19 protein-coding genes and 2 pseudogenes are annotated in these 21,419 nt (G+C 71.6%); 8 read left to right on the top strand and 13 right to left on the bottom strand.

The window, feature by feature from the left end; translation table 11 throughout:
* Positions 1–57: 57 nt before the first annotated feature.
* A pseudogene (locus E0F75_RS03135) lies at positions 58–855 on the top strand (helix-turn-helix domain-containing protein); the annotation flags it as partial.
* Positions 856–925: 70 nt separating this feature from the next.
* Positions 926–1,864: pseudogene (locus E0F75_RS03130) on the top strand (ABC transporter permease); the annotation flags it as partial.
* A 154-nt stretch (positions 1,865–2,018) separates the two neighbouring features.
* On the opposite strand, the gene E0F75_RS03125 reads toward E0F75_RS03130, so the two are convergent.
* A complete protein-coding gene (locus tag E0F75_RS03125) occupies positions 2,019–2,735 on the bottom strand; it encodes a flavodoxin family protein (protein WP_030314849.1) in 717 nt (238 codons plus the stop codon).
* Positions 2,736–3,104: 369 nt separating this feature from the next.
* Positions 3,105–3,908, bottom strand: a complete 804-nt coding sequence (locus E0F75_RS03120; RefSeq protein ID WP_187620848.1) for an N-formylglutamate amidohydrolase — start codon at positions 3,906–3,908, stop codon at positions 3,105–3,107.
* A gap of 388 nt (positions 3,909–4,296) precedes the next feature.
* Here E0F75_RS03120 and E0F75_RS03115 point away from each other — a divergent pair, with 388 nt between their 5' ends.
* Complete coding sequence (locus E0F75_RS03115; RefSeq protein ID WP_187620847.1) at positions 4,297–5,808, top strand: SulP family inorganic anion transporter; 1,512 nt, start codon at positions 4,297–4,299, stop codon at positions 5,806–5,808.
* A 97-nt stretch (positions 5,809–5,905) separates the two neighbouring features.
* Here E0F75_RS03115 and E0F75_RS03110 read toward each other — a convergent pair whose 3' ends face one another.
* The gene (locus E0F75_RS03110; RefSeq protein ID WP_187620846.1) at positions 5,906–6,352 is read right to left on the bottom strand and encodes an ATP-binding protein; all 447 of its coding nucleotides are present in this window, start codon (positions 6,350–6,352) and stop codon (positions 5,906–5,908) included.
* Positions 6,353–6,541: 189 nt separating this feature from the next.
* On the opposite strand from E0F75_RS03110, the gene E0F75_RS03105 reads away from it, so the two are divergent.
* A complete protein-coding gene (locus E0F75_RS03105) occupies positions 6,542–7,414 on the top strand; it encodes a SigB/SigF/SigG family RNA polymerase sigma factor (protein WP_187620845.1) in 873 nt (290 codons plus the stop codon).
* 63 nt (positions 7,415–7,477) lie between these two features.
* On the opposite strand, the gene ehuA is transcribed toward E0F75_RS03105, so the two are convergent.
* The 10 genes from ehuA to E0F75_RS03055 all read right to left on the bottom strand — a co-directional run bounded on the left by ehuA (position 7,478) and on the right by E0F75_RS03055 (position 15,751).
* The gene (ehuA, locus tag E0F75_RS03100; protein WP_187620844.1) at positions 7,478–8,293 is read right to left on the bottom strand and encodes an ectoine/hydroxyectoine ABC transporter ATP-binding protein EhuA; all 816 of its coding nucleotides are present in this window, start codon (positions 8,291–8,293) and stop codon (positions 7,478–7,480) included.
* A complete protein-coding gene (gene ehuD, locus E0F75_RS03095) occupies positions 8,283–8,918 on the bottom strand; it encodes an ectoine/hydroxyectoine ABC transporter permease subunit EhuD (RefSeq protein WP_187620843.1) in 636 nt (211 codons plus the stop codon). Before ehuD ends, ehuA begins: the two co-directional genes overlap by 11 nt.
* Entirely contained in the window at positions 8,918–9,592 is a 675-nt protein-coding gene (gene ehuC, locus E0F75_RS03090) for an ectoine/hydroxyectoine ABC transporter permease subunit EhuC (protein ID WP_187620842.1), read from the bottom strand. Before ehuC ends, ehuD begins: the two co-directional genes overlap by 1 nt.
* Before the next feature lie 57 nt (positions 9,593–9,649).
* The gene (ehuB, locus tag E0F75_RS03085; protein WP_187620841.1) at positions 9,650–10,567 is read right to left on the bottom strand and encodes an ectoine/hydroxyectoine ABC transporter substrate-binding protein EhuB; all 918 of its coding nucleotides are present in this window, start codon (positions 10,565–10,567) and stop codon (positions 9,650–9,652) included.
* Positions 10,564–11,460: an ectoine hydroxylase gene (gene thpD / locus E0F75_RS03080; protein ID WP_187620840.1), complete on the bottom strand. Its 897-nt coding sequence runs from the start codon at positions 11,458–11,460 to the stop codon at positions 10,564–10,566. Before thpD ends, ehuB begins: the two co-directional genes overlap by 4 nt.
* Before the next feature lie 47 nt (positions 11,461–11,507).
* On the bottom strand, positions 11,508–11,924 hold the full coding sequence (locus E0F75_RS03075; RefSeq protein ID WP_187620839.1) for an ectoine synthase: 417 nt from the start codon (positions 11,922–11,924) through the stop codon (positions 11,508–11,510).
* A gap of 105 nt (positions 11,925–12,029) precedes the next feature.
* Positions 12,030–13,301, bottom strand: a complete 1,272-nt coding sequence (ectB, locus tag E0F75_RS03070; protein ID WP_187620838.1) for a diaminobutyrate--2-oxoglutarate transaminase — start codon at positions 13,299–13,301, stop codon at positions 12,030–12,032.
* A gap of 52 nt (positions 13,302–13,353) precedes the next feature.
* Positions 13,354–13,884, bottom strand: a complete 531-nt coding sequence (ectA, locus tag E0F75_RS03065) for a diaminobutyrate acetyltransferase (RefSeq protein WP_187620837.1) — start codon at positions 13,882–13,884, stop codon at positions 13,354–13,356.
* 363 nt (positions 13,885–14,247) lie between these two features.
* The gene (locus tag E0F75_RS03060; RefSeq protein WP_187620836.1) at positions 14,248–15,051 is read right to left on the bottom strand and encodes an endonuclease I family protein; all 804 of its coding nucleotides are present in this window, start codon (positions 15,049–15,051) and stop codon (positions 14,248–14,250) included.
* Between the two features lie 235 nt (positions 15,052–15,286).
* Positions 15,287–15,751 carry an Lrp/AsnC family transcriptional regulator gene (locus E0F75_RS03055; RefSeq protein WP_187620835.1) on the bottom strand — a complete coding sequence of 155 codons (465 nt, stop codon included), beginning with the start codon at positions 15,749–15,751 and terminating at the stop codon, positions 15,287–15,289.
* A gap of 118 nt (positions 15,752–15,869) precedes the next feature.
* Between E0F75_RS03055 and E0F75_RS03050 the strand changes: the two genes are divergently transcribed.
* The 4 genes from E0F75_RS03050 to E0F75_RS03035 all read left to right on the top strand — a co-directional run bounded on the left by E0F75_RS03050 (position 15,870) and on the right by E0F75_RS03035 (position 21,344).
* Positions 15,870–16,985: an asparaginase gene (locus E0F75_RS03050; RefSeq protein WP_187620834.1), complete on the top strand. Its 1,116-nt coding sequence runs from the start codon at positions 15,870–15,872 to the stop codon at positions 16,983–16,985.
* A gap of 349 nt (positions 16,986–17,334) precedes the next feature.
* Positions 17,335–18,768: an aspartate ammonia-lyase gene (locus E0F75_RS03045; protein WP_187620833.1), complete on the top strand. Its 1,434-nt coding sequence runs from the start codon at positions 17,335–17,337 to the stop codon at positions 18,766–18,768.
* A gap of 73 nt (positions 18,769–18,841) precedes the next feature.
* Entirely contained in the window at positions 18,842–19,618 is a 777-nt protein-coding gene (locus E0F75_RS03040) for an aminoglycoside adenylyltransferase family protein (RefSeq protein ID WP_187620832.1), read from the top strand.
* Between the two features lie 82 nt (positions 19,619–19,700).
* Positions 19,701–21,344 carry a GMC oxidoreductase gene (locus E0F75_RS03035; protein WP_187620831.1) on the top strand — a complete coding sequence of 548 codons (1,644 nt, stop codon included), beginning with the start codon at positions 19,701–19,703 and terminating at the stop codon, positions 21,342–21,344.
* Positions 21,345–21,419 lie beyond the last annotated feature (75 nt).

Here is a 21,419-nt window from a genome sequence, read left to right as displayed (position 1 = left end):
GCCGGGGTGGGGGAGGACAGGTTCGACTGGTTTTGCGAGACGGTCTCCCGTGCCGTCATGCCTGTCATGCTCAGCACACGGCATGCGGCCGACTTCCGGGCGAGCATGACGGACCTGGATCTCGGCACGGTGCGGCTGTCCGCCGTGTCCTGCTCGCCCGTGCTCTCGCGTCGCACCCCGACGCACGTCCGGCGTGCCGATCCGGAGCATTTGCAGCTGGCACTCGTCACTCAAGGCGAAGTGTGGGTCTCCCAGCAGGGCAACGAATCGGTGGTCGCGGGGGGACTCGTGCTCACGGACACCTCACGGCCGAGCGAGGGGGCGTGCACAGCGCGGCAGATCGAGTCGGTGGTCCTGCAGATCCCCCGCCAGGCGCTGGTGCTGAGACCCGACCGGGTGGACAGCCTCCTCGCACGGAACCTGGCCACGGACGCCGGGTCAGGGGCGATCCTCGCCGACTTCCTGAAGGCGCTGCACTCACGAGGCCCGCAATGTCGCCCTGAGGAGCTGCGCGCCATGGGGTCCGTCGCCCTCGACCTGGCCACGGCTTTCCTCGCGCGGCAGCTCGGTGACCCAGGTGAGGCGCCCGCCGAGGCGCGCGCGCAGGAGACGCTGCAGCGGATCTACCGCTTCATCGAGAGCAACCTCGGCGACCCGGGCCTGACTCCCGAGCTGATCGCCGATCGGCACAACATGTCCGTGCGGGGTCTCTACCGCCTGTTCGGCGACCAGCCCCGGACCGTCGCGGCACACATCCGCCAGAGCCGCCTGGAGCACGCCCACACCGACCTCGCACGCGGGAAACTGAGCGGTCAGCCCGTTCAGACGATCGCGGCTCGCTGGGGCTTCTCCAGCGCGACCGGGTTCAGCCGGGCGTTCCGCGAGGCCTACGGAATCACCCCTGTGGAACACCGCGCCCTCTCCCCGGCTCAACGGGGTGCGGCACGCCGGCGTCCTGTGGACGGTGCAGTCCCGGCAGAGCGCCGCCGAACTCACCGTCGCCGCCGCCCCGGTGGGCGACGCCGCGGGGGAACCTCTCAACGTCGTGGCCGCCGCCCCCGGTGCCCTGCTGGCGGCCGAGCCCCGGCTCTCGCAGGGCAGGCTGTACGACGACTTCCACACCGACACCCGCCAGCGTGTCACCGTGATCAGCTCCGGCATCGCCGCACGGCTGGGGATCACCACCCTGGAGACCGAGCCGGCGATCTTCATCGGGGGACAGCCGTTCACCGTCGCCGGCATCGTCGAGAACGTCCAGCGCCAGCCGGATCTGCTGCTCTCCGTCCTCGTGCCGGAAACCACCGCGGTGGAGCTCTGGGGGCGGCCCGTCCAGGGCGCCAGGATGCTCATCGCCACCGACCTGGGCGCGGCCCGTCAGGTGGCCGGGGAGGCCGCGACGGCGCTGCGCCCCGACCACCCGGAGTACTTCAAGGCGGTGCCACCGCCCGACCCGAAGAGCCTGCGGTCCTCGGTGACCTCCGACCTCGAACAGCTCTTTCTGCTGCTCGCCGCCGTGTGCCTGGTCATCGGAGCGGTCGGGATCGCCAACACCACCCTGGTGGCAGTCCTGGAACGCACCGGGGAGATCGGCCTGCGCCGCGCACTCGGCGCGCAGAGGCGGCACGTCACCGTCCAGTTCCTCGCCGAGTCGGGCACGCTGGGCGCGTTCGGCGGACTCGTCGGTACGGCCATCGGCACGCTGGTCGTCCTGGCGGTGGCGCTGATCAGGGACTGGACGCCGGTCATGCACCCGGTGATCCTGGCCACCGCCCCACTCATCGGTCTGGCAACCGGAGTCGTGGCCGGGATCTACCCCGCCCGCCGCGCCTCCTCGGTACAACCAGCCGAGGCCCTCCGCGGCTGACGCTCGTTTGCCGAAGGCAGCCGGGCCGCTGTTCGGCGCGGCCCCGAGGCAGGGCGTCAGGCTGAGGCCGCTGTCGTCGCGGGCACCGCCGCGCGATGGACCTGCCTGATCCGGGACTGACCTCCACCGGACCTCCGACTGTTCCGGCACGCACTCAACGGTGCTCGGGGTTCTCGAAGTCGAACCGGCAGCCGGCGTCCCACTCGGAGCGCTGGTTTCCGTGGGCGGGGATGCCACCGGTGTCCTTGAGCATCCTCGCCAGGTGGAGCTGGTTCCAGGTCATGAAGGTCGTGTTGCGGTTCGTGAAGTCGTTGTCCGGCCCGCCGGAGCCGGGGTCGAGGTACGACGGGCCCGGGCCGGCCTCGCCGACCCAGCCCGCGTCCGCCTGCGGCGGAATGACGTATCCGAGGTGCTGGAGGCTGTAGAGGACGTTCATCGCGCAGTGCTTGGCGCCGTCCTCGTTGCCAGTGATCAGGCAGCCGCCCACACGACCGTAGTAGGCGTACTGGCCGCGCTCGTTGAGGATCGACGAGCAGGCGTACAGACGCTCGATCACCTTCTTCATGACCGAGGAGTTGTCTCCCAGCCACACGGGCCCCGCCAGAGTGAGGATGTCGGCGGCCATCACCTGCGAGTAGATCACCGGCCACTCGTCCGTCTCCCACCCGTGCTCCGTCATGTCCGGCCAGACACCGGTCGCGATGTCGATGTCCACCGCCCTGAGCACCTCGACCTGCACGCCCTGGCGCTCCATGATCCCGGTGCTGATGTCGATCAGCCCCTGTGTATGGCTGCGCTCCGGCGACCGCTTGAGGGTGCAGTTGATCACCAGGGCGCGGAGATCACGGAAGGACGTGCCGGCGTCGGTCATCGATGCATCCTCTTGCGGGCGAGTGGGCGGTCGGACGGCGAAACACACCCAGCCGCGAGGTCGATGCGGCCCCGGGTCGGTCCGGCCGAAAATCCCGTCCACTGTCTCGCCTCGTCGAGCGGAATGACCGAACGCCGCGCCAACGGCAGCGAAGTCGCCCCCGATCACCCGCATGGCCCGCTGCCGGCGCGGTGTGCTTGGCCCTGGGGGAGTATCCGACCGGATGGCCGACTTCACGCGCGACAACCGCCCCCTCTCCGAGAAGGCATGTGCTCCCGGGACCACCCCCAGCCTGCGCACGCCCTCGCCCCCGGGCCGCTCGGCCGCGGCCGAACGCATGCGCAGGCGTCCGGGACCGCGATGCCGTCCCTACGCCGCGGGGTGCGGCGGCACGGCGTCGACGAGCGCGGCCAGGGCCGCTCCGAGCGCCTGTAGCCCCGGGCCCGCCGCGCCGCCCGGCTCACTCATGTAGACATCGCGCCGAATCTCGATCATGAGCGCGCTGACCCGAGGATCCTTGCCGTAGTACGACAGCGGCACGTACGTCCCGGCGAAGGGCGTGTCCGTCGCCAGGCCCCCGAACCCGCCGAACGCCTCCCGCGCGGCGTCCAGCAGGGCCGGCGGCGTGTGGAAGGCGTCGGTACCGAGGCAGACCGGCGGGCGGGGACCCTCGCCGTGCAGCTCGTACGGCAGCGGCCCGGTCGGGTACGAGTGGACGTCGACGATCACGGCCCGCCCCGTCGCGTCGAGCCGCCCGGCCACGGCGGCGGCCATGCCCTCGGCGTACGGCGTGAAGTACCGGTCGATCAGCGGCGCCGGGTCGAACCCGGCGGGGCGGAGCGCCGCCCGGTGCGTGGTCCGCGTGTACACCGCGCCCATCCCGACGGCCAGCATCTCCTCGCGCTCGTCGGGGAACCGCTCGGGGTCGACGACCAGGCGCGACAGCCGGTTGACGAACTGCCAGGGGGTCGCGCCGGCGGCCGCCGCGGCCACGGCCGCGATCTCCGCCGTGTGGGCGTCGGTGATGTGGTCGAGCTCGCGGTCCAGTTCCCCGTCGCCGAGCAGGATGCCGTCGCGTACGTCCGGGGGTATCACCCGGGAGGAGTGCGGGACATGGAGGAGGACGGGGGAGTCCGGGGCGCCGGCGAGGACGTCGTACGAGCGTGAGGTCATCGGCTCAGCCTTCCACAGGTCGGGCCCGCCGTGGCGTGCGCCCGGTGCGCGCCGTACGCCCCGCCGGGCGCGGGCGAGCGGGCGCCAGGGTCCGGGTGCGCCCCGGGACGCCGCACCTCCGCGCGCTCTTCTCGCAGGTGATCGGGTCAAGTTCCGGCGGGTTCCGGACGGAAAGACCTCGTGGTGCGCGGAACTGTCCCCGATCGGCCCGGCGGGTCCGTATGACCTTCATGGGCGCTTTCGTGCGGCCGTGCTCGGATTCGCCGGCTCGGAGGCTCCCGGCCCGGAGCCTCGCGGTCCCGAGTCTCCGCTCGGACCCTCCCCGCTCGGGCCCGCCCTGCTCCGACCCGCCCGGACCCAGTCGGTGAAGTGAAGGGGACAGAACCGTATGCCGCCCTCCCTGCCCCACCTCCGCCACGACGTCGCCGCGTCCCTCGTCGTGTTCCTCGTGGCGCTGCCGCTCTGTATCGGCGTGGCCGTCGCCTCCGGCGTGCCCGCCGAACTAGGCCTGGTCACCGGCATCGTCGGCGGCCTCGTCACCGGTCCGATGCGCGGCAGCAGCATCCAGGTCTCCGGACCGGCCGCCGGTATGACCGTCCTCGTGTTCGAGGCGGTCCGCACCCTCGGTCCGGCCGGGCTCGGTGTCGCCGTGCTCCTCACCGGACTCGTTCAGATCGCGATGGGCCTGCTGAAGTGGGGCCGTTGGTTCCGGGCCATCTCCCTCTCCGTGGTCGAGGGCATGCTCGCCGGCATTGGCCTCGTCATCGTCGCCGGTCAGCTCTACGCCGCCGCCGGCCTCAGCGCCCCGGCCTCGGGTGCGGACCGGCTCGCAGGGCTGCCGGTCGCCCTGGCCCGTGCCCTGACGGGTGCCGCCACCCTGACCGCGCTCGCGGTCGCCGCCGCCACCGTCCTCGTGATCGTGGGATGGCGTCACATGCCGCGACGCGTGCGGTGGGTGCCCGGCGCGCTCGTCGCGGTCCTGCTGGCCGCTCTCGCGACCGCCCTGTTCGACCTGCCGATCGCGACCGTCCGGGTGAGCGGGGTGCTGGACGCCGTCCGTGTTCCCGGGGCCGACGACGTCGCCGCCCTCACCGACGTCGCCCTGCTCGGTACCGTCCTCGCCTTCGTCCTGATCGCCTCGGCGGAGTCGTTGTTCGGCGCGGCGGCCGTGGACCGGCTGCACGACGGGCCGCGCACCGACTACGACCGGGAACTGCTCGCCCAGGGCTGCGGCAACACCGTCTGCGGCCTCCTCGGCGCGCTGCCCATGACCGCGGTGATCGTCCGCAGCGCAGCCAACGCCCAGGCCGGAGCGAGGACCAAGGCGTCCCGCGTCCTGCACGGGGTGTGGCTGCTGCTGTTCGCCGCCCTGCTCCCCGGCACCCTCACCTACGTCCCGCTCGCCGGGCTCGCCGGCATCCTCGTCCACGCCGGCTGGAAGCTCATCCCCTTCAGGGGAGTGGTCGCGCTGTGGCGCGGTCACCGGGGCGAGGCGCTCGTCCTGGTCGTGACGGCCGTGGCGATCGTCGGCGTGAACATGCTCGAAGGGGTCCTGATCGGCCTCGCCCTCTCGGTGGCCAAGGCCGCGTGGGACCTCTCCCACGTCCGCGTGGACCGCGCCGACGACGGTCTCGGCCCCGCGCGGGTGAGCCTGTCGGGCAACGCCAACTTCCTGCGCCTGCCCAAGCTGCTCGACGTGCTCGAAGCGCTGCCCCGCGACCGCCCGGTCGAACTGGACCTCTCCGGACTCCACCACCTCGACCACGCCTGCCGTACGGCGCTCGAAGGCTGGGCCGAGCGCCACTCCACGGCCGGCCCCGGAGCCGTACGGCTCCACGCCCTCCCGGAACAGCGCCCCGACCGGCCGGCGGACGGGGAACCCGCCCCCGCGGCCCCCTGATCCGCGACAGCCCGCGCCCGCGGGAGCGGCTCCGGTCACAGGGCGCGGGCCGCCCCGGGTCACGGGTCGCCGGTCGCCGGTCGCCCGTCGGCCCAGGTCACGGGTCGCCGGTCGGTGGTCGCCGGTCGACCGTCACGGCCGCGTGGATGGTCTTGCCGTCGGGACCCGCGTCCACGGTCACCTCACGGCACAGCCGGAGCACGATCGGCCAGCCGTAGCCACCGGGACGGAGTCCCTCGTGGCGCTCGTACAGCGGTGGCTCCCCGCTGGCGTCCGACACGGACACCGTCACCCGGTCGCGTCCGACCCCGATCCCGAAGCCCGTGACGCCGCCCGCGTGCCGGTGCGCGTTCGTGACGAGCTCCGAGGTGACGAGCAGCAGGTCCTCCACCTGGGCGGGCCGCAGGGGGCCGAGCGCCGCGAGGGTGTGACGGACGAGCTGCCGCGCCTGGGCCGGGGTACGGACCGGGGGCGAACCGGAGCTCCCGGCGCCGCGAGGGTCCGCCCCGGGGGCCGGGGACCGGGTGTCGCTCCGGGTCTTCATCGCACATCCCTTTCTTCCTGATCTGGCCGGTTCCTCAGCAGGTGATGGGTTTCGTCTGCCCGTTCGAACCACGGTGATGCGCTCCTTCCGGGCGAAATCGGCCGGGAGCGGACGAGGAGTGCGTTCGGGAAGCGGGGGTACGAGAACCGGGACCGCTGAACGGACCGCGAGCCAGAGGAGGTTGTTCCTGTGCGGACCGATCCGGCCGAGGCGACGACGACGTACGCGACGAACGGCGTGGGAGAGGAACTGCCCTTTCCCGAGGTCCCGCACGCGATTCCACCCCGGGACGCGCGTGCCCTGTCGAAGGTGTTCCTCCGTGAACTGGCGGCGCGGGAGGAGGGCACTGCGGGGCACCAGTACGTCCGGAACACCCTCATCGAGATGAACATGTCACTGGTGGTCTACGCGGCGGGGCGGTTCCGGGCCCACGGCGACGAGCGGGAGGACATCCTCCAGGTCGGCATGGTCGGCCTGATCAAGGCGATCGACCGCTTCGACCTGTCGCGCGAGGTGGAGTTCGCCACCTTCGCCGTGCCGTACATCGTGGGCGAGATCAAGCGCTTCTTCCGCGACACCACCTGGGCCGTGCACGTCCCGCGCCGCCTCCAGGAGGCGCGGGTGGAGCTGGCGAAGGCGACCGACGAGCTGAGCTCACGGCTCGGCCGGGCCCCGCGCCTCTCCGAGCTGGCGCCGGTCATGGACCTGTCCGAGGACGAGGTGGTCGAGGCCCAGGTCGCCGCCAACGGCTACCACTCCACGTCCCTGGACGCCACGTTCGCCGGCGGCGACAGCGAGGAGGAGGATGCCGCCCTGGCCGATCTCATCGGCCAGGAGGACCCGGCGCTCGCGCTCTTCGAGGAGTTCCACACCCTCGCCCCGCTCGTCGAGGCCCTCGCCCCGCGCGACCGGCTGCTGCTGCACCTCCGCTTCGTGGAGGAGCTCACCCAGACGCAGATCGGCGAGCGGCTCGGCGTCTCCCAGATGCATGTCTCACGGCTGCTCGCCCGAAGCCTGGACCGGCTGCGGCAGGGCATGGTCGAGGACGGTGGTGACGGCTGAGGGGGCCGAGAGAGCTGAGAGAGACGCGCGGGCCGGCCCGCCCCGGGCCGCGCGTCGGCGGAGTCAGCGGACCGAGCTCAGGAACGCCCGGGTGCGCTCCTCCACGGGCGCGTCCAGGAGCTCGTCGGCCGGTCCCGACTCGACGATCCGGCCGCCGTCGAACATCAGGATCCGGTCCGAGACGTCCCTGGCGAAGCCCATCTCGTGCGTCACGCAGAGCAGCGTGATGTCGGTCCGCCGGGCGACGTCCCGCAGCACGTCCAGCACCTCCGCCACGAGTTCCGGGTCGAGCGCCGAGGTCACCTCGTCCAGGAGCAGGATCTCGGGACGCATCGCCAGCGCGCGGGCGATGGCCACCCGCTGCTGCTGGCCGCCGGAGAGCCGGGTCGGCCGTGCGTCGACCTTGTCGGAGAGCCCGACCAGGTCGAGCAGGTCCCGGGCCCGGCGTCCGGCCTCCTCCCGGCCCTCGCCGAGCACGTGCACGGGCGCCTCGACGACGTTCTCCAGGACACTCATGTGGGGGAAGAGGTTGAACTGCTGGAACACCATGCCGATCCGCCGCCGTCGCGCGGCCAGATGACGCTCGCTCGCCGGCACCAGCTTTCCGGGCGTCCGGCCCGGCATGTGGGAGAAGGGCTCGCCGTCCACCTGGATGACGCCGTCGGTCACCCGCTCCAGCGTCATGAGCAGCCGGAGGATCGTGGTCTTCCCGGAGCCGCTCGGGCCGATCAGCGTCACGTGCTCCCCGCGGGCCACCTCCAGGTCGAGGCCGTCGAGCACGGTGTGGTCCCCGAACCGCTTCGTGACCCGGTCGAAGCGGACCGCCGGGTGCGCGGTCGGGGCCTTGGTGAGGTCCTCGGACAGCTCCTCAATGGGCAAGGCGTGCCTCCAGTCGTCGTATCAGCACCGAGGTCGGCCAGCTCGCGAGCAGGAACACCACGGCGGCCAGGGTGAAGCTCTCCAGATAGGCGAAGTGGGTGCTGCCGAAGGTGTTCGCCTCGTGGACCATCTCGTGCACCGTGATCACCGAGAGCAGGGGTGTCTCCTTGAACATGGAGACCGCGTAGTTGCCCAGCGGCGGCAGCACGTTGCGCACGGCCTGCGGCAGCACCACCGCCCGCCAGACCCGCCGGCGCGGCAGCGACAGCGCCGTGCACGCCTCCCACTGCCCCTTCGGCACGGCGTCGATGCCCGTCCGGTACACCTCGGAGAGGTACGTGGCGTAGTGCACGCCCAGGACCAGGACGCCGAGCGTCGGCGCGTCGAGCCCCGGGACGAGCACCCATGCAGCGAACAGCTGCACCAGGAGCGGGGTCGAGCGGACGAACCCGGCCGCCCCGCGCAGCGGAAGGGCCAGCCACGCGGGACCCGCGCGCTGCGCGAGGGCGAGCGCGAGTCCCAGGACCATCGCGACGGCGAAGGCGAGCACCGTCGCGACCAGGGTGACGCCGAAGCCCTCGAGAACGGTCGGCAGAGCGGCCCGGGCCGCCTCTCCGTCCCACATCAGACGCCTCCTTCCTGCCCGAGACGGGCCTTCGCGGCCCGCTCCAGTGCGTTCATGAGGAGGCTCAGGACGACGGCCATGCCGAAGTAGAGCCCCAGGAGCAGCAGGTACGAGGCGGCCGTGGCGCCCGTCGAGGAGCGCAACTGGTCGATCTGGAAGGTGAGATCCGGGACCGTGACCAGGGAGAGCAGCGGCGTCGCCTTGAGCAGCTGGACGAGCAGGTTCTTGAACGGCGCCACCATCAGGGCGTGCGCCTGCGGCAGGACGACCCGCCGCAGCCGCAGCACCGGGCCCATGCCGAGCGCGATCGCCGCCTCGGTCTGGGCGCGGGGGACCGCGGTCACCGCGCCCCGTACGACCTCGGAGCCGTATGCCCCGAAGTTGAGACCGAGCGCGAGCACACCGCAGGCCAAGGGCTCCAGCCGGAAGCCGACCATCGGCAGCGCGAAGAACAGCCAGAAGAGCTGCACGTACAGCGAGGTGCCCCGGAAGAACTCCACGACGACCCGCGTCGCTCCGCGCACCGGCAGCCGGGCCGACCGGGACAGCAGACCGAGCGTGTACGCGAGGAGCAGGGCGAGCGCGGCGCCGAGCACCGTGGCCTCCACCGTGGTCAGGAGCCCCTCGCCGAGCCGGGGCAGCGCCCGGCGGAGCTCGGGGAGGAACTCAGCCATTCAGGCCGCCCCCCGACACCGCGCCCGTCACCGGGCCGCCCTCCTCCGGGCCGCCCCTCACCCGGCGCACAGGTCGGCGGTCCGCAGGGAGCGGGGCGGTACCTCGCGCGCGGTGAAGCCGTAACGGCCCAGGAGCTCCACGAACCGGTCCGGAGAACCGGTGATCTTGAGGAGCTCCTTGTCGAACGCGTCCCGCAGCCCGGTCGCGCCCGGCCGGAACACTGCTCCGCCCGCGCCCAGCTGCCGTACGCCGTCGACCACCGGCACGAACGCCTCGGTCACCTCCACCGCCGCGTCCCGGTTCGTCCGCGCCAGCCAGCGCAGGGAGATGGCGGTCAGCGCGAAGGCGTCGATCCGCCCGGCGAGCAGGGCGTCGAGACCGTCCTGCTGCTTGGCCAGGGTCTTCACCGACCCGTCGGGAACACCCGCGGCCTTCGCGAAGGACGCCTCCACCGCGGCTGTCAGCACACCGACGGTGGCACGCTTCGCCGCGCAGGACGCCAGGTCGCTCAGCCCCTTCGGATTGCCCTTGCGGACCATCAGCGCGGTGGGGGAGACGAACTCCGGCTCGGAGAAGATCACCTTGGCGCAGCGCTCGGGCGTGATCGACATGCCCGCGCTCACGACGTCGAAGCGGTCGGCGAGGAGACCGGGGATCAGCGCCCCGAACTCGGTCAGCGTCGGCCGCAGTTCGCGCACCCCGAGCGCCGTGAACACCTCGCGGTGCAGCGTCGGGGCCTCGCCGGCCGGCTCGGCGCCGTCCTGGAAGCCGTACGGCGCCTCACCGGCGAACCCGACCCGTACGAAGCCCTGTTTCCGCAGCCGCGCCAGGAGCGCGCCGTCGTCCTCGGGCGCGCCCGAACCGACCTGGGTGCGGGTGCAGGCCGAAAGGAGCCCCGGGGCCAGGGCGAGGCCGCCGAGGAGCGCCGTTCTGCCGAGGAAGCCGCGTCGGTCCAGGCGCGGCGTGCCGGTCACGCGTGATCCGATGAGGGCGCGGCGATGAAGGAGGGCCGCCGGACCGGGGCGGCGAAGGGCGCCTCCGGCTGGTTCTCGACGCTGTTGAAGACGAGGAACACATTGCTCCGGGGGTACGGGGTGATGTTGTCGCCCGACCCGTGCAGGGCGTTGCAGTCGAACCAGGTGGCGGAGCCGGCCGGACCCGTGAAGTGGCGTATGCCGCAGGCGTCGGCGAACGTGGTCAGCGCCTCGTGGGAGGGCGTACCGGCGTCCTGCATCTGGAGCGACCGCTTGTAGTTGTCCTTCGGAGTGGCACCGGCGCAGCCGAGGAAGGTGCGGTGCGAACCGGGCATGATCATCAGGCTGCCGTTGGTGGTGTGGTTCGGCGTGAGCGCGATCGACACCGACACGGTCCGCATCCTCGGCAGGCCGTCCTCCGCGTGCCAGGTCTCGAAGTCCGAGTGCCAGTAGAAGCCGCTGGCCCCGAAGCCGGGCTTGACGTTGACCCGCGACTGGTGGACGTAGACGTCGGAGCCGAGGATCTGGCGGGCGCGCCCGAGGATCCGCGGATCCTCGGCGAGCCGGCCGAAGACCTCGCTCATCCGGTGCACCTCGAAGACGGAACGTATCTCCTGGGAACGGGGCTCGACGACCGCCCGTTCGTCGGCCCGTACGGCCGGGTCGGAGACGAGCCGGTCCAGCTCCGCCCGGAGCACGTCGACCTCGTCCGGGGTGACGATCTCGTCCACCGTGACGAAGCCGTCGCGGTCGTACTCCTCCAGTTCACGGGCCCAGAAGGGGCCCGCCGTGCCGGGCCCGGACCACACGACGGGGTCCTTGCGGCCGATCAGTTCCTCGTTGGGGCCACGGGTGGGGTAGAGGTCGACGGGGCGGGTGGGTGCGGAGGGCATGGGGGAGCGTGCTTCCTTTCACGTAGGGGTGTGGTCGCGTGCCGGGCTCAGACGTCGTCGGACGCGGGCTCGGGTTCCGTCAGCAGCGGGTAGACGCCGTTCTCGTCGTGGTCCTCGCGCCCCGTCACGGGCGGGTTGAAGACGCACAGGCAGCGGAAGTCGGCCTTGACCCTGAGGGTGTGGCGTTCGTGCCCGTCGAGCAGGTACATCGTTCCGGGCACGATCGTGTACGTGCGGCCAGTCTCGTGGTCGGTGAGCTCGGCCTCGCCGGCCGTGCAGACCACGGCCTCGACGTGGTTCGCGTACCACATGGCGGTCTCGGTGCCGGCGTACAGCACCGTCTCGTGGAGGGAGAAGCCGACCCGCTCGCGGGCCAGGACGATGCGCTTGCTCTCCCAGGTGCCCGAGGCGGCCCTCACGTGCCGCTCGGTGTTCTCCAGCTCGTCGAAGGTACGGACGATCATGGGGTACGACTGCCTTTCGGGTCATCGGGTCATCGGGTCATCGGGCCGACGGGTCATCGGGCCGACGGGTCGGCCGGCCATCGGAACATGGGGTCGGGAGAGGGGTCAGGCGGTGTGGCGGACGGATCGGGCGAGGATCCCGAGGCCCTCGTCGAGTTCGTCGTCCGTCGCGGTCAACGGCGGCAGCAGCTTGACCACCTCGCCGCGCGGACCCGAGGTCTCCACCAGGAGGCCGGTCTCGAAGGCACGCCGGCACACGGCGTCGGCGCGCTCCCCGTCGGCGAACTCCAGGCCCCACACGAGTCCGCGGCCGCGGACGGACAGGCCGGTGCGCCCGTCGCCCCCGCACAGGTCGAGGAGGGCGCGCTCCACCCGGTCCGCCCGGCTCAGGGTGCGCCCGCGCAGGGCGCCGTCGCGCCAGTAGGCGTCGAGGGCGGCCGTGGCGGTGACGAAGGCGGGGTTGTTGCCGCGGAAGGTCCCGTTGTGCTCGCCGGGCTGCCAGACGTCGAGCTCCGGCCGGAACAGGCAGAGGGCCATGGGCAGGCCGTACCCGCTGATGGACTTGGACAGGGTGACGATGTCGGGCGTGATGCCCGCCTCCTCGAAGGAGAAGAAGTCGCCGGTGCGGCCGCAGCCCATCTGGATGTCGTCGACGATGAGGAGCATCTCGTGCCGGCGGCAGAGCTCCGCGAGGGCGCGCAGCCACTCGGCCCGTGCGACGTTGATGCCGCCCTCGCCCTGGACGGTCTCGACGATCACGGCCGCCGGGTGATCCAGGCCGGAGCCGGCGTCGTTGAGGAGCCGCTCGAACCAGAGGAAGTCGGGGAGCTGCCCGTCGAGGTAGTCGTCGAAGGGCATGCGGATGGCGTGGTGCAGCGGGACGCCCGCGCCGGCGCGCTTGGCGGCGTTCCCGGTGACGGCGAGCGAGCCGAGCGACATGCCGTGGAACGCGTTGGTGAAGGAGACGACCGTCTGCCGCCCGGTGACCTTGCGGGCGAGTTTCAGCGCCGCCTCGACGGCGTTGGTGCCGGTGGGGCCAGGGAACATCACCTTGTAGGGCAGGGCGCGGGGCTCCAGGACCGTGGTGTGGAAGGCCTCCAGGAAGTCGCGTTTGGCGGTGGTCGACATGTCGAGGCCGTGGGTGATGCCGTCGTTGCCGAGGTACTCGAGGAGGGCCCGCTTGAGCACGGGGTTGTTGTGGCCGTAGTTCAGCGAGCCGGCACCGGCGAAGAAGTCGAGGTACGGACGCCCCTGCTCGTCGTACAGCCTGCTGCCACTGGCGCGTTCGAAGACGACGGGCCAGGCACGGCAGTAGCTGCGGACCTCCGATTCGACGGTCTCGAAGACGGAGGGCGTGGCGATGTCGGTCAGGGTCACGAAGCTCTTCTCCAGAGTGTGGTTCGGGGGTGTGGCGTGCGCGGTCGACGGCTCAGGAGACCGGCGGGCCGAGGGGGCCGATGCGGTACAGCACCTCGGACTCGTGTCCCGCCGCGGGGAACGCGGCGGCCGGGAAGAGGACCTCCTGTGTCACCTCCGCGCCGTGCCGGCGTGCGAACGACCGGAACAGCCGGTCGGAGGCGAGGTTCCCCGGGGTGACGGTCGCCTCGATCCGATTGATCCCGTGCTCGGCCGCGACCTGCGCGGACAGAGCGTCGAGCAGGGTCCCGGCTACCCCGCTTCCGCGGTGTGAACCCTCGACGGCGATCTGCCAGACGAAGAGGGTCTCCGGCTCGTCGGGGCGCAGATAGCCGGTCACGAAGCCGATCGGGCGTCCGGAGGCGTCACGGGCGACCGTGGTCGTGCCGGCGAAGTCGCGGCACCACAGCAGATAGCTGTACGGCGAGTTGAGGTCGAGTTCGCCCGCGCCGCGTGCGATCCGCCAGAGCTCGGCGCCGTCCGCGAGCGTCGGGGGGGTCGTGCGGGGAGTCGTGGTCGTCAGGCCAGTGGTCAACGGGGTCATGGGCGCCGAAGCTACCCAGTGGATCTCGGAACTTCCTGGCCCGGAGGGGTTGTTACGGACACCGGGGCGTGATAGATGCACCGGCGGCTTCCAGGGCGGAAATGTGCGCCATGCCGCACGGAAAAGGCGCCTGAAACGGGGCGAACTCACCGTTTATAACGGATGGATAACGCCTCCAGGGTGCATCCGTCCTTCGCGCCAAGAACATGAGAACATCCGCCATTTGACGTTTGAAGGTCGCCTCAGCGGTCAGGCGTAGAGGCCCTTCCGTGTGCGGAGCCCGACGCCCAGCCCGGAGCACGCCGGAGCCGGGCCGGGTACGACGACCCCGGCCCGGCTCCGATCACTGCTGTGGCGCTCGGCCTACCAGATCGCCTCGACCCACTCCGGGTGGTCGATGAACGGGTTCCGGTTGCCCTGGTAGGTGTTGTGGATGACGTCGTTGCGACGCTCCTCGAAGGCGCTCGGCGGGTCCTGCTCGTTCCACTGCTTCAGGACCGAGAGGCGCCCGTGGAAGCGGACGCTGCCGTTGGTGGTCGACTCGTTGGGCTCCAGGTCGGCCCAGGCGTCGTCGCCCTCGTAGCGGACGGCCATGTAGAGGATCATCCGGGCCACGTCGCCCTTGTCGGCGTCGCGCGGCTCGAACGAGTTGCTGTCCGTGTAGCTGCCGGGAGCGCCGCTGACCGCGCTGCCGCCGTTGTCGAAGTCCTTGTTGCCGCGGATGCTGTTGACCTGGACGTCCGCCGCACGCAGATGGTGCAGATCGGTGCCGGGGCCGGCCGAGGTGCCGAAGTTGCCGTGGGACTGGGCCCAGGTGTGCTCGCGGTTCCAGTCGCCGACGTCGCCGCCGTTGAGGCTCTTGCTCCGCGAGGTCCCGCTGTAGAGCAGGATGACGTTGTTGGTGTTGGCGGGGTCCTGGTCGGCTACCTTCAGCGCGTTCCAGACCGCGTCGTAGGAGATCTTGCTCTGGCTGCTGATGATGGTGTGCAGCGAGGACTTGAGGCTCGTGCCGGTCTTGCCGATCGCGTTCTTGTAGTACGTGCTGTCGTACGCGGTGGTGGTGGCGCCGGCGGGGGTAGCGGCGACCGTGGGGAGCGTGACGCCGACGAGGGTGGCGGCGACGGCCGCTGCCCACACCTTCCATCTGCCGATCCGCACAACGGACATGGGGGGCCCTTTCCCGGGGACGGTGCGCGTGGGACGGCGGGCGTCGGCTCAACGATTCCGCTGTCTACGCGTGTTGACTTCGTGTCATCGGGAGAGTGGCACACGGCAGGTACCTGTCATGTAACGAGGAGAAGACTGTTCCATGACGAGTTCGCATATATGGCCGAAACGAGGGGGTCGCTCCAGGGCTCGCCGCAGGGCTCGTCCTCGTCGGGGTCGGCCGGCCCGGGCGCCCTCAGTCGCCCCGGACGTCCACCGGCATCCCCTTCGGCTCCTTGATGCGCTTCATGATGATCTGCGAGTTGACCTCGGTGACCCCGGTGAGGGTCGTCAGCCGCTCGATCCACAGCCGCTCGTACGCCGCGAGATCGGCGACCGCGATCCGCAGCAGACAGCCGGGGCTCCCGAACAGCCGGTACGCCTCGATGACGTCCGGCACGTCCTGGAGCGCCTCCTCGAAGGCCTCCACCGTCTCCCGGTCCCGCCGCACCTCCACCGAGACGAGGACCTCGAAGCCCCGCCCCACCGCCTCCGGATCGATGATCGCCCGGTACCCCTGGATCACCCCGTCCTGCTCCAGCTGACGGACCCGGCGCAGACAGGGCGACGGGCTGAGCCCCACCCGCTGGGCCAGCTCCTGGTTGCTCAGCCGGCCGTCGTTCTGAAGCTCGCGCAAGATGTGGAGATCGATTCGGTCCATGGCGCAATTATCTACCACGGCGAAACGATACGGCGGCTGATTTCGCAATCGTCTTGCGCGCCTTCTGTCCTATCGTTGCGACGCAGGGCGATTTCGGTACGGAGTAAGGACGGCAGGCATGAAGCGGACGAACGACGGGGGAGCGCGCCGGATCGTCGTCATCAGCACGGGCGGCACGATCGCCAGCCGCTGGCAGGGCACCGGATACGCCGCCGATGCCTCCGGCAACGACGTGCTGGCCACCGCCCCGCTTCCCGAGGGCGTCACCGTCGAGGTCGTCGACCTCTTCAACGTCAACAGCTCCCGCGTGACCGCGGCGCACCAGCTCGCCCTCCTCAGGACCGTCCACGAGACCCTCGCCGACCCCGGCGTCGACGGCATCGTGATCACCCACGGCACCGACACCCTCGAAGAGACCGCCTTCTTCCTGGACCTCCACCACACCGACGCCCGCCCGGTCGTCCTCACCGGCGCCCAGCGCCCGTTCGGCACCGGCGACGGGGACGGCCCCGGCAACCTGTACGACGCGCTCCAGGTCGCCTCCTCCGTCAGCGACCTCGGTGTCCTCGTCGTCTTCGACGGACGCGTCCACGCCGCCCGCGGCACCGTCAAGACCCAGACGCTCGCCGCCGACGCCTTCTCCGACCCCTCGGCCGAGCGCCTGGGCCGCGTCGGCTTCTCCCGTGTCGACATCGAGCGGCAGCCGGAGCGTCCGACGCCGCTGCCGCTGCCCGCCGCCGCGGACAAGGCGGACCCCGACGTCCCCGACGCCGTCCCGCTGCCCCGGGTCGCCATCGTCACGCACCACTCCGACGGCGATCCCTTCCTCCTGAACGCGGCCGTCGGCGCCGGCGCCCGGGGCATCGTCCTCGTCGCCACCGGCGCGGGCAACGCCACCCCCGAGATCGCCGCCGCGGTGGCCGACGCGGTCGCCCAGGGCGTCCTGGTCGCCGTGACCACCCGTGTCCCCGCCGGGCCGCTCGCCGAGATCTACACCGGTGGCGGGGCCGTCGACCTCGTCGCCGCCGGAGCCGTGCTCACCGGCACGCTCCGCGCCGCGCAGGCACGGATCGCGGTCCTCGCGACGCTCCTCGCCGAAGGCGGCAGCGGCGCGGCAGACCCCGTCCGCAGCACCGCCCTGATGAGGCGCCTCCTCGACGGGCCCGTGCGCGCGGAACCGGCCCTCGCCACCGGCGGCTCCCGCTCGGCCTCGGCCGTCGCCGCCCGCGCCTGACCCGGCGCACCCCAGAACCCCGGCTCGCGGGCGGCGCACCCCCCGCCCGTCCGCGAGCCGGAGCCAACCTTCGCGGGGTCTCCCGGGCCGTGTCCGTACGGCCCCGAGGCGGGCCGCCGCCCTTCGCCGCCCGCCCCGCCCGCCCGTCACCGGTGCCGCCCGCACCCGCCCCGCGTACCCGCGACGGGCCGTGACGCGTCCACGTACCGCCGGACACGGCCCCACGCGTGCGCGTGCACCCGGACAGGCCCGGGTACGCCCCGCCGACCCCCCTCAGCGCCCTCCTCCGCACTTCGGCGCTCGCCACCCGCGACGCGCCCCCACCCTCCCCACCCCTCAAGGACGCTTCATGGTTCCCGCACCGGCCCCGCACCCCGTTCCCGTCCGCCGCGAGCACGATCTGCTCGGCGACCGGGACGTTCCCGCCGACGCCTACTGGGGTGTCCACACCCTGCGCGCCAGCGAGAACTTCACCGTCACCGGCACGCCCATCTCCGTGTACCCGCTCCTGATCGACGCGCTCGCCGCCGTCAAGGAGGCCGCGGCCCGCGCCAACGAGGAACTGGGGCTGCTGCCCGCCGACAAGGCCGCCGCCATCGCCGGCGCCTGCCGGGAGATCCGTACGGGACGGCTCCACGACCAGTTCGTCGTGGACGTCGTCCAGGGCGGCGCCGGCACCTCCACCAACATGAACGCCAACGAGGTCGTCGCCAACCGCGCCCTGGAACTCCTCGGCCACGCCAAGGGCGACTACGACCGCCTCCACCCCAACGAGGACGTCAACCTCGGCCAGTCCACCAACGATGTCTACCCGACCGCCATCCGCATCGCGGCGATCGGCGCCGCCCGCGAACTCCTCCTCGCCATGGCCGTGCTCCAGGACGCCTTCGCAGCCAAGGCCCTGGAGTTCCGCGACGTCGTCAAGATGGGCCGCACCCAGCTCCAGGACGCGGTGCCCATGACGCTGGGCCAGGAGTTCTCCACGTACGCCGTGATGCTGGAGGAGGACCGCAGCCGGCTCGCCGAGGCCGTCGAGCTCATCCACGAGATCAACCTCGGGGCCACCGCCATCGGCACCGGCCTCAACGCCGCCCCCGGCTACGCCGAGACCGCCCGCCGCAACCTCGCCGAGCTGACCGGCCTGCCGCTCGTCACCTCCGCCAACCTCATCGAGGCCACCCAGGACTGCGGCGCCTTCGTCCAGCTCTCCGGGGTCCTCAAGCGCATCGCGGTCAAGCTCTCCAAGACCTGCAACGACCTGCGGCTGCTGTCCTCGGGACCGCGCGCCGGGCTCAACGAGATCAACCTGCCGCCGGTCCAGGCCGGTTCCAGCATCATGCCCGGCAAGGTCAACCCGGTGATCCCCGAGGTCGTCAACCAGGTCGCCTTCGAGGTGATCGGCAACGACATCACCATCACCATGGCCGCCGAGGCCGGGCAGCTCCAGCTCAACGCCTTCGAGCCGGTCATCTTCCACGCCCTCTCGAAGAGCCTCCTCTCCCTGCGCGCCGCCTGCCTGACCCTCGCCGACCGCTGCGTCAGCGGCATCACCGCCAACACCGAGGCGCTCCGGGCGGCCGTCGAGAACTCCATCGGCCTCGCCACCGCGCTCAACCCGCACCTCGGCTACACCGCGGCCACGGCCATCGCGCAGGAGGCACTCGCCACCGGGCGCGGAGTCGTCGAACTCACCCTGGAGAAGGGCCTGCTGCCCGCCGAACGCCTCGCCGAGCTGCTCACCCCCGAGCGTCTCACCGGGGCGCCGGGCCCGGCCCTGGCCTGACCTCGCCGCCTCCTCGGCCCCCGGTACGGTGACGGGTTCACGCCTGACGCATCCGGAGCCGAGGAGGCCACGCATGACCCACGCGGAGGGAAGGGAGCAGGCCGAGCACGTCGTACGCCTGGTCCGTGACGTACTCGGATCCGAGGTGCTCGCCGCCTGTCTTCACGGTTCCGCCGTGCTCGGCGGACTGCGGCCGGGCAGCGACATCGACGTGCTCGTGACCGTGCGCCGCGGCACCACCGGGGCCGAACGGCGGGCCCTCGTCGAGGCGTTGCTCGCCGTCTCGGGGGAGCGGGCGTACGAGGGACCGGCCAGGCCCGTGGAACTGAGCGTTGTGGTGCACTCCGAGGTCCGTCCCTGGCGGTACCCGCCGGTCTGCGAGTTCCTCTACGGGGAGTGGCTCCGCGACGGATTCGAGGCGGGCGAGGCCCCCGTTCCCGGGCCGTGCCCGGATCTCGCCCCGCTGATCACCATGGCGCGGGCGGGGAACGCTCCGCTCCTCGGCCCGCCTCCCACGGAGGTCTTCGACCCGGTCCCGGAGGCGGACCTGCGCGCCGCGATCGTGGCCGGTGTCCCCGAGCTGATCGAGGACCTGGACGGTGACACCCGGAACGTCCTGCTGACCCTGGCGCGGGTCCTCAGCACCCTCGCCACCGGCGAGATCCGCTCGAAGGACGCCGCCGCCGACTGGGTCCTGGAGCGCCTTCCGGCCATCCACCGTCCGGCCCTCGCCGAGGCTCGTGCGCTCTATGTGGCGGGGGAGTACGGGAGTTGGACGAACAGACTGCCGGAAGTCCATGCGGTCGCCCGGTATCTGACGGCATCCGTTCGAGAGGTGTACTCGACCTGAAGTTACCCGTCGGTTTCTCGTGACTTCCCCGATGGCCGACAGTAGAACATGTTCCCATTCGCCCTTGAGTGAGGAACATCACATGAGCGAACACCCCCTGCCCGCAAGGGGAATCGGTGGCGTCAGTCGCCGTCGATTCCTCGCGGGAACAGGTTCTGTTCTCGGTGCTGCCGCCCTCGTCGGCCACGGCACCCCGGCCCAGGCCGAAGCCCGCCTCGCCGACACCCCCATCCCCACCGGCGCCCACGTGCCCGCCCTCGTCATCGGCACCGGATACGGCGGCTCCGTGGCCGCCCTCCGGCTCGCCCGTGCGGGCGTCGCCGTCCACATGGTCGAGATGGGCATGGCCTGGGACACCCCGGGACCGGACGGCAAGATCTTCGCCAACACCACCCGGCCCGACTACCGCTCCTTCTGGCTGCGGACCCGCACCAAGCAGCCGCTGAGCAACTTCCTCGGCTTCCCCCTCGACAAGGACGTCCCGCGGCACACGGGCATCCTCGACGCCGAGGACTTCGCCGGCATCACCGTCTACCAGGGCAGGGGCGTCGGCGGAGGCTCCCTCGTCAACGGCGGCATGGCCGTCACCCCGCGCCGCGAGAACTTCGCGGCCATCCTCCCCACCGTCGACGCGGCCGAGATGTACTCGACGTACTACCCGCGCGCCAACGCGGGACTCGGCGTCACCGAGGTGGACAAGGCCTGGTGGGAGAGCGCCGCCTGCTACCAGTACGCGCGCGTCGGCCGCAAGCACGCCCAGCGCTCCGGCTTCCCCTTCGTGTTCGTCCCGAACGTCTACGACTGGGACTACATGAAGCAGGAGGCCGCCGGGGCCGTCCCGAAGTCCGCCCTCGACGGCGAGGTCATCTACGGCAACAACGCCGGCAAGAAGACCCTCCAGAAGACCTATCTGGCCCAGGCCGCCGCCACCGGCCGGGTCACCGTCTCCGCCCTGCACAAGGTCACCTCCGTCACCCCGGCGGCCGGCGGCGGCTACACCGTCGCCATCGACCAGATCGACACCACGGGCGCCACCCTCGCGAGCAAGACCGTCACCGCCGACAAGGTCTTCTTCGCCGCCGGAAGCATCGGCACGAGCAAGCTCCTCACCCGCCTCAAGGCCACCGGCGCACTCCCCGCCCTCAACAACGAGATCGGCAAGGGCTGGGGCGACAACGGCAACGTCATGTGCGGCCGCGCCAACCACATGTGGGACCCGACCGGCAAGCTCCAGTCCGCCATGCCCACCGCGGGCATCGACAACTGGGACGCGGGCGGCGCCTTCGCCGAGGTCGCCCCGCTGCCCACCGGCATCGAGACGTACGCCTCCTTCTACCTCTCCATCACCAAGACGCCCCACCGGGCCGAGTTCACCTGGAACCCGGCCACCGGCAAGGTCGACCTCAGCTGGGACAGGGCCTGGAAGCAGACCTCCATCGACGCCGCGAAGACCATCTTCGACAAGATCAACTCCAAGGAGGGCACGATCTACCGCACCGACCTCTTCGGTGTGTACAAGATCTGGGGCGACCACCTCACGTACCACCCGCTCGGCGGCGCGGTCCTGGGCAAGGCGACCGACAACCACGGACGCCTCCACGGCTACTCCGGGCTGTACGTCATCGACGGATCCCTGATCCCCGGCAACGCCAGCGTCAACCCGTTCGTCACCATCACGGCCCTCGCCGAACGCAACATCGAACGCATCGTCGCCGAGGACTTCTGAGCCCGAAGCGCGCCACGCGCACGTCGAACGGGAAGGGCCGGCCGGGAACCACCCGGCCGGCCCTTCCTCGCGCGC

Origin of the sequence: Streptomyces sp. CB02980, from assembly GCF_014451325.2 — a bacterium.
In the GTDB taxonomy this organism is placed as follows: domain Bacteria; phylum Actinomycetota; class Actinomycetes; order Streptomycetales; family Streptomycetaceae; genus Streptomyces.
Note: the sequence above shows the minus strand (reverse complement) of the source record. Positions and strands in the feature narration are given on the sequence as shown.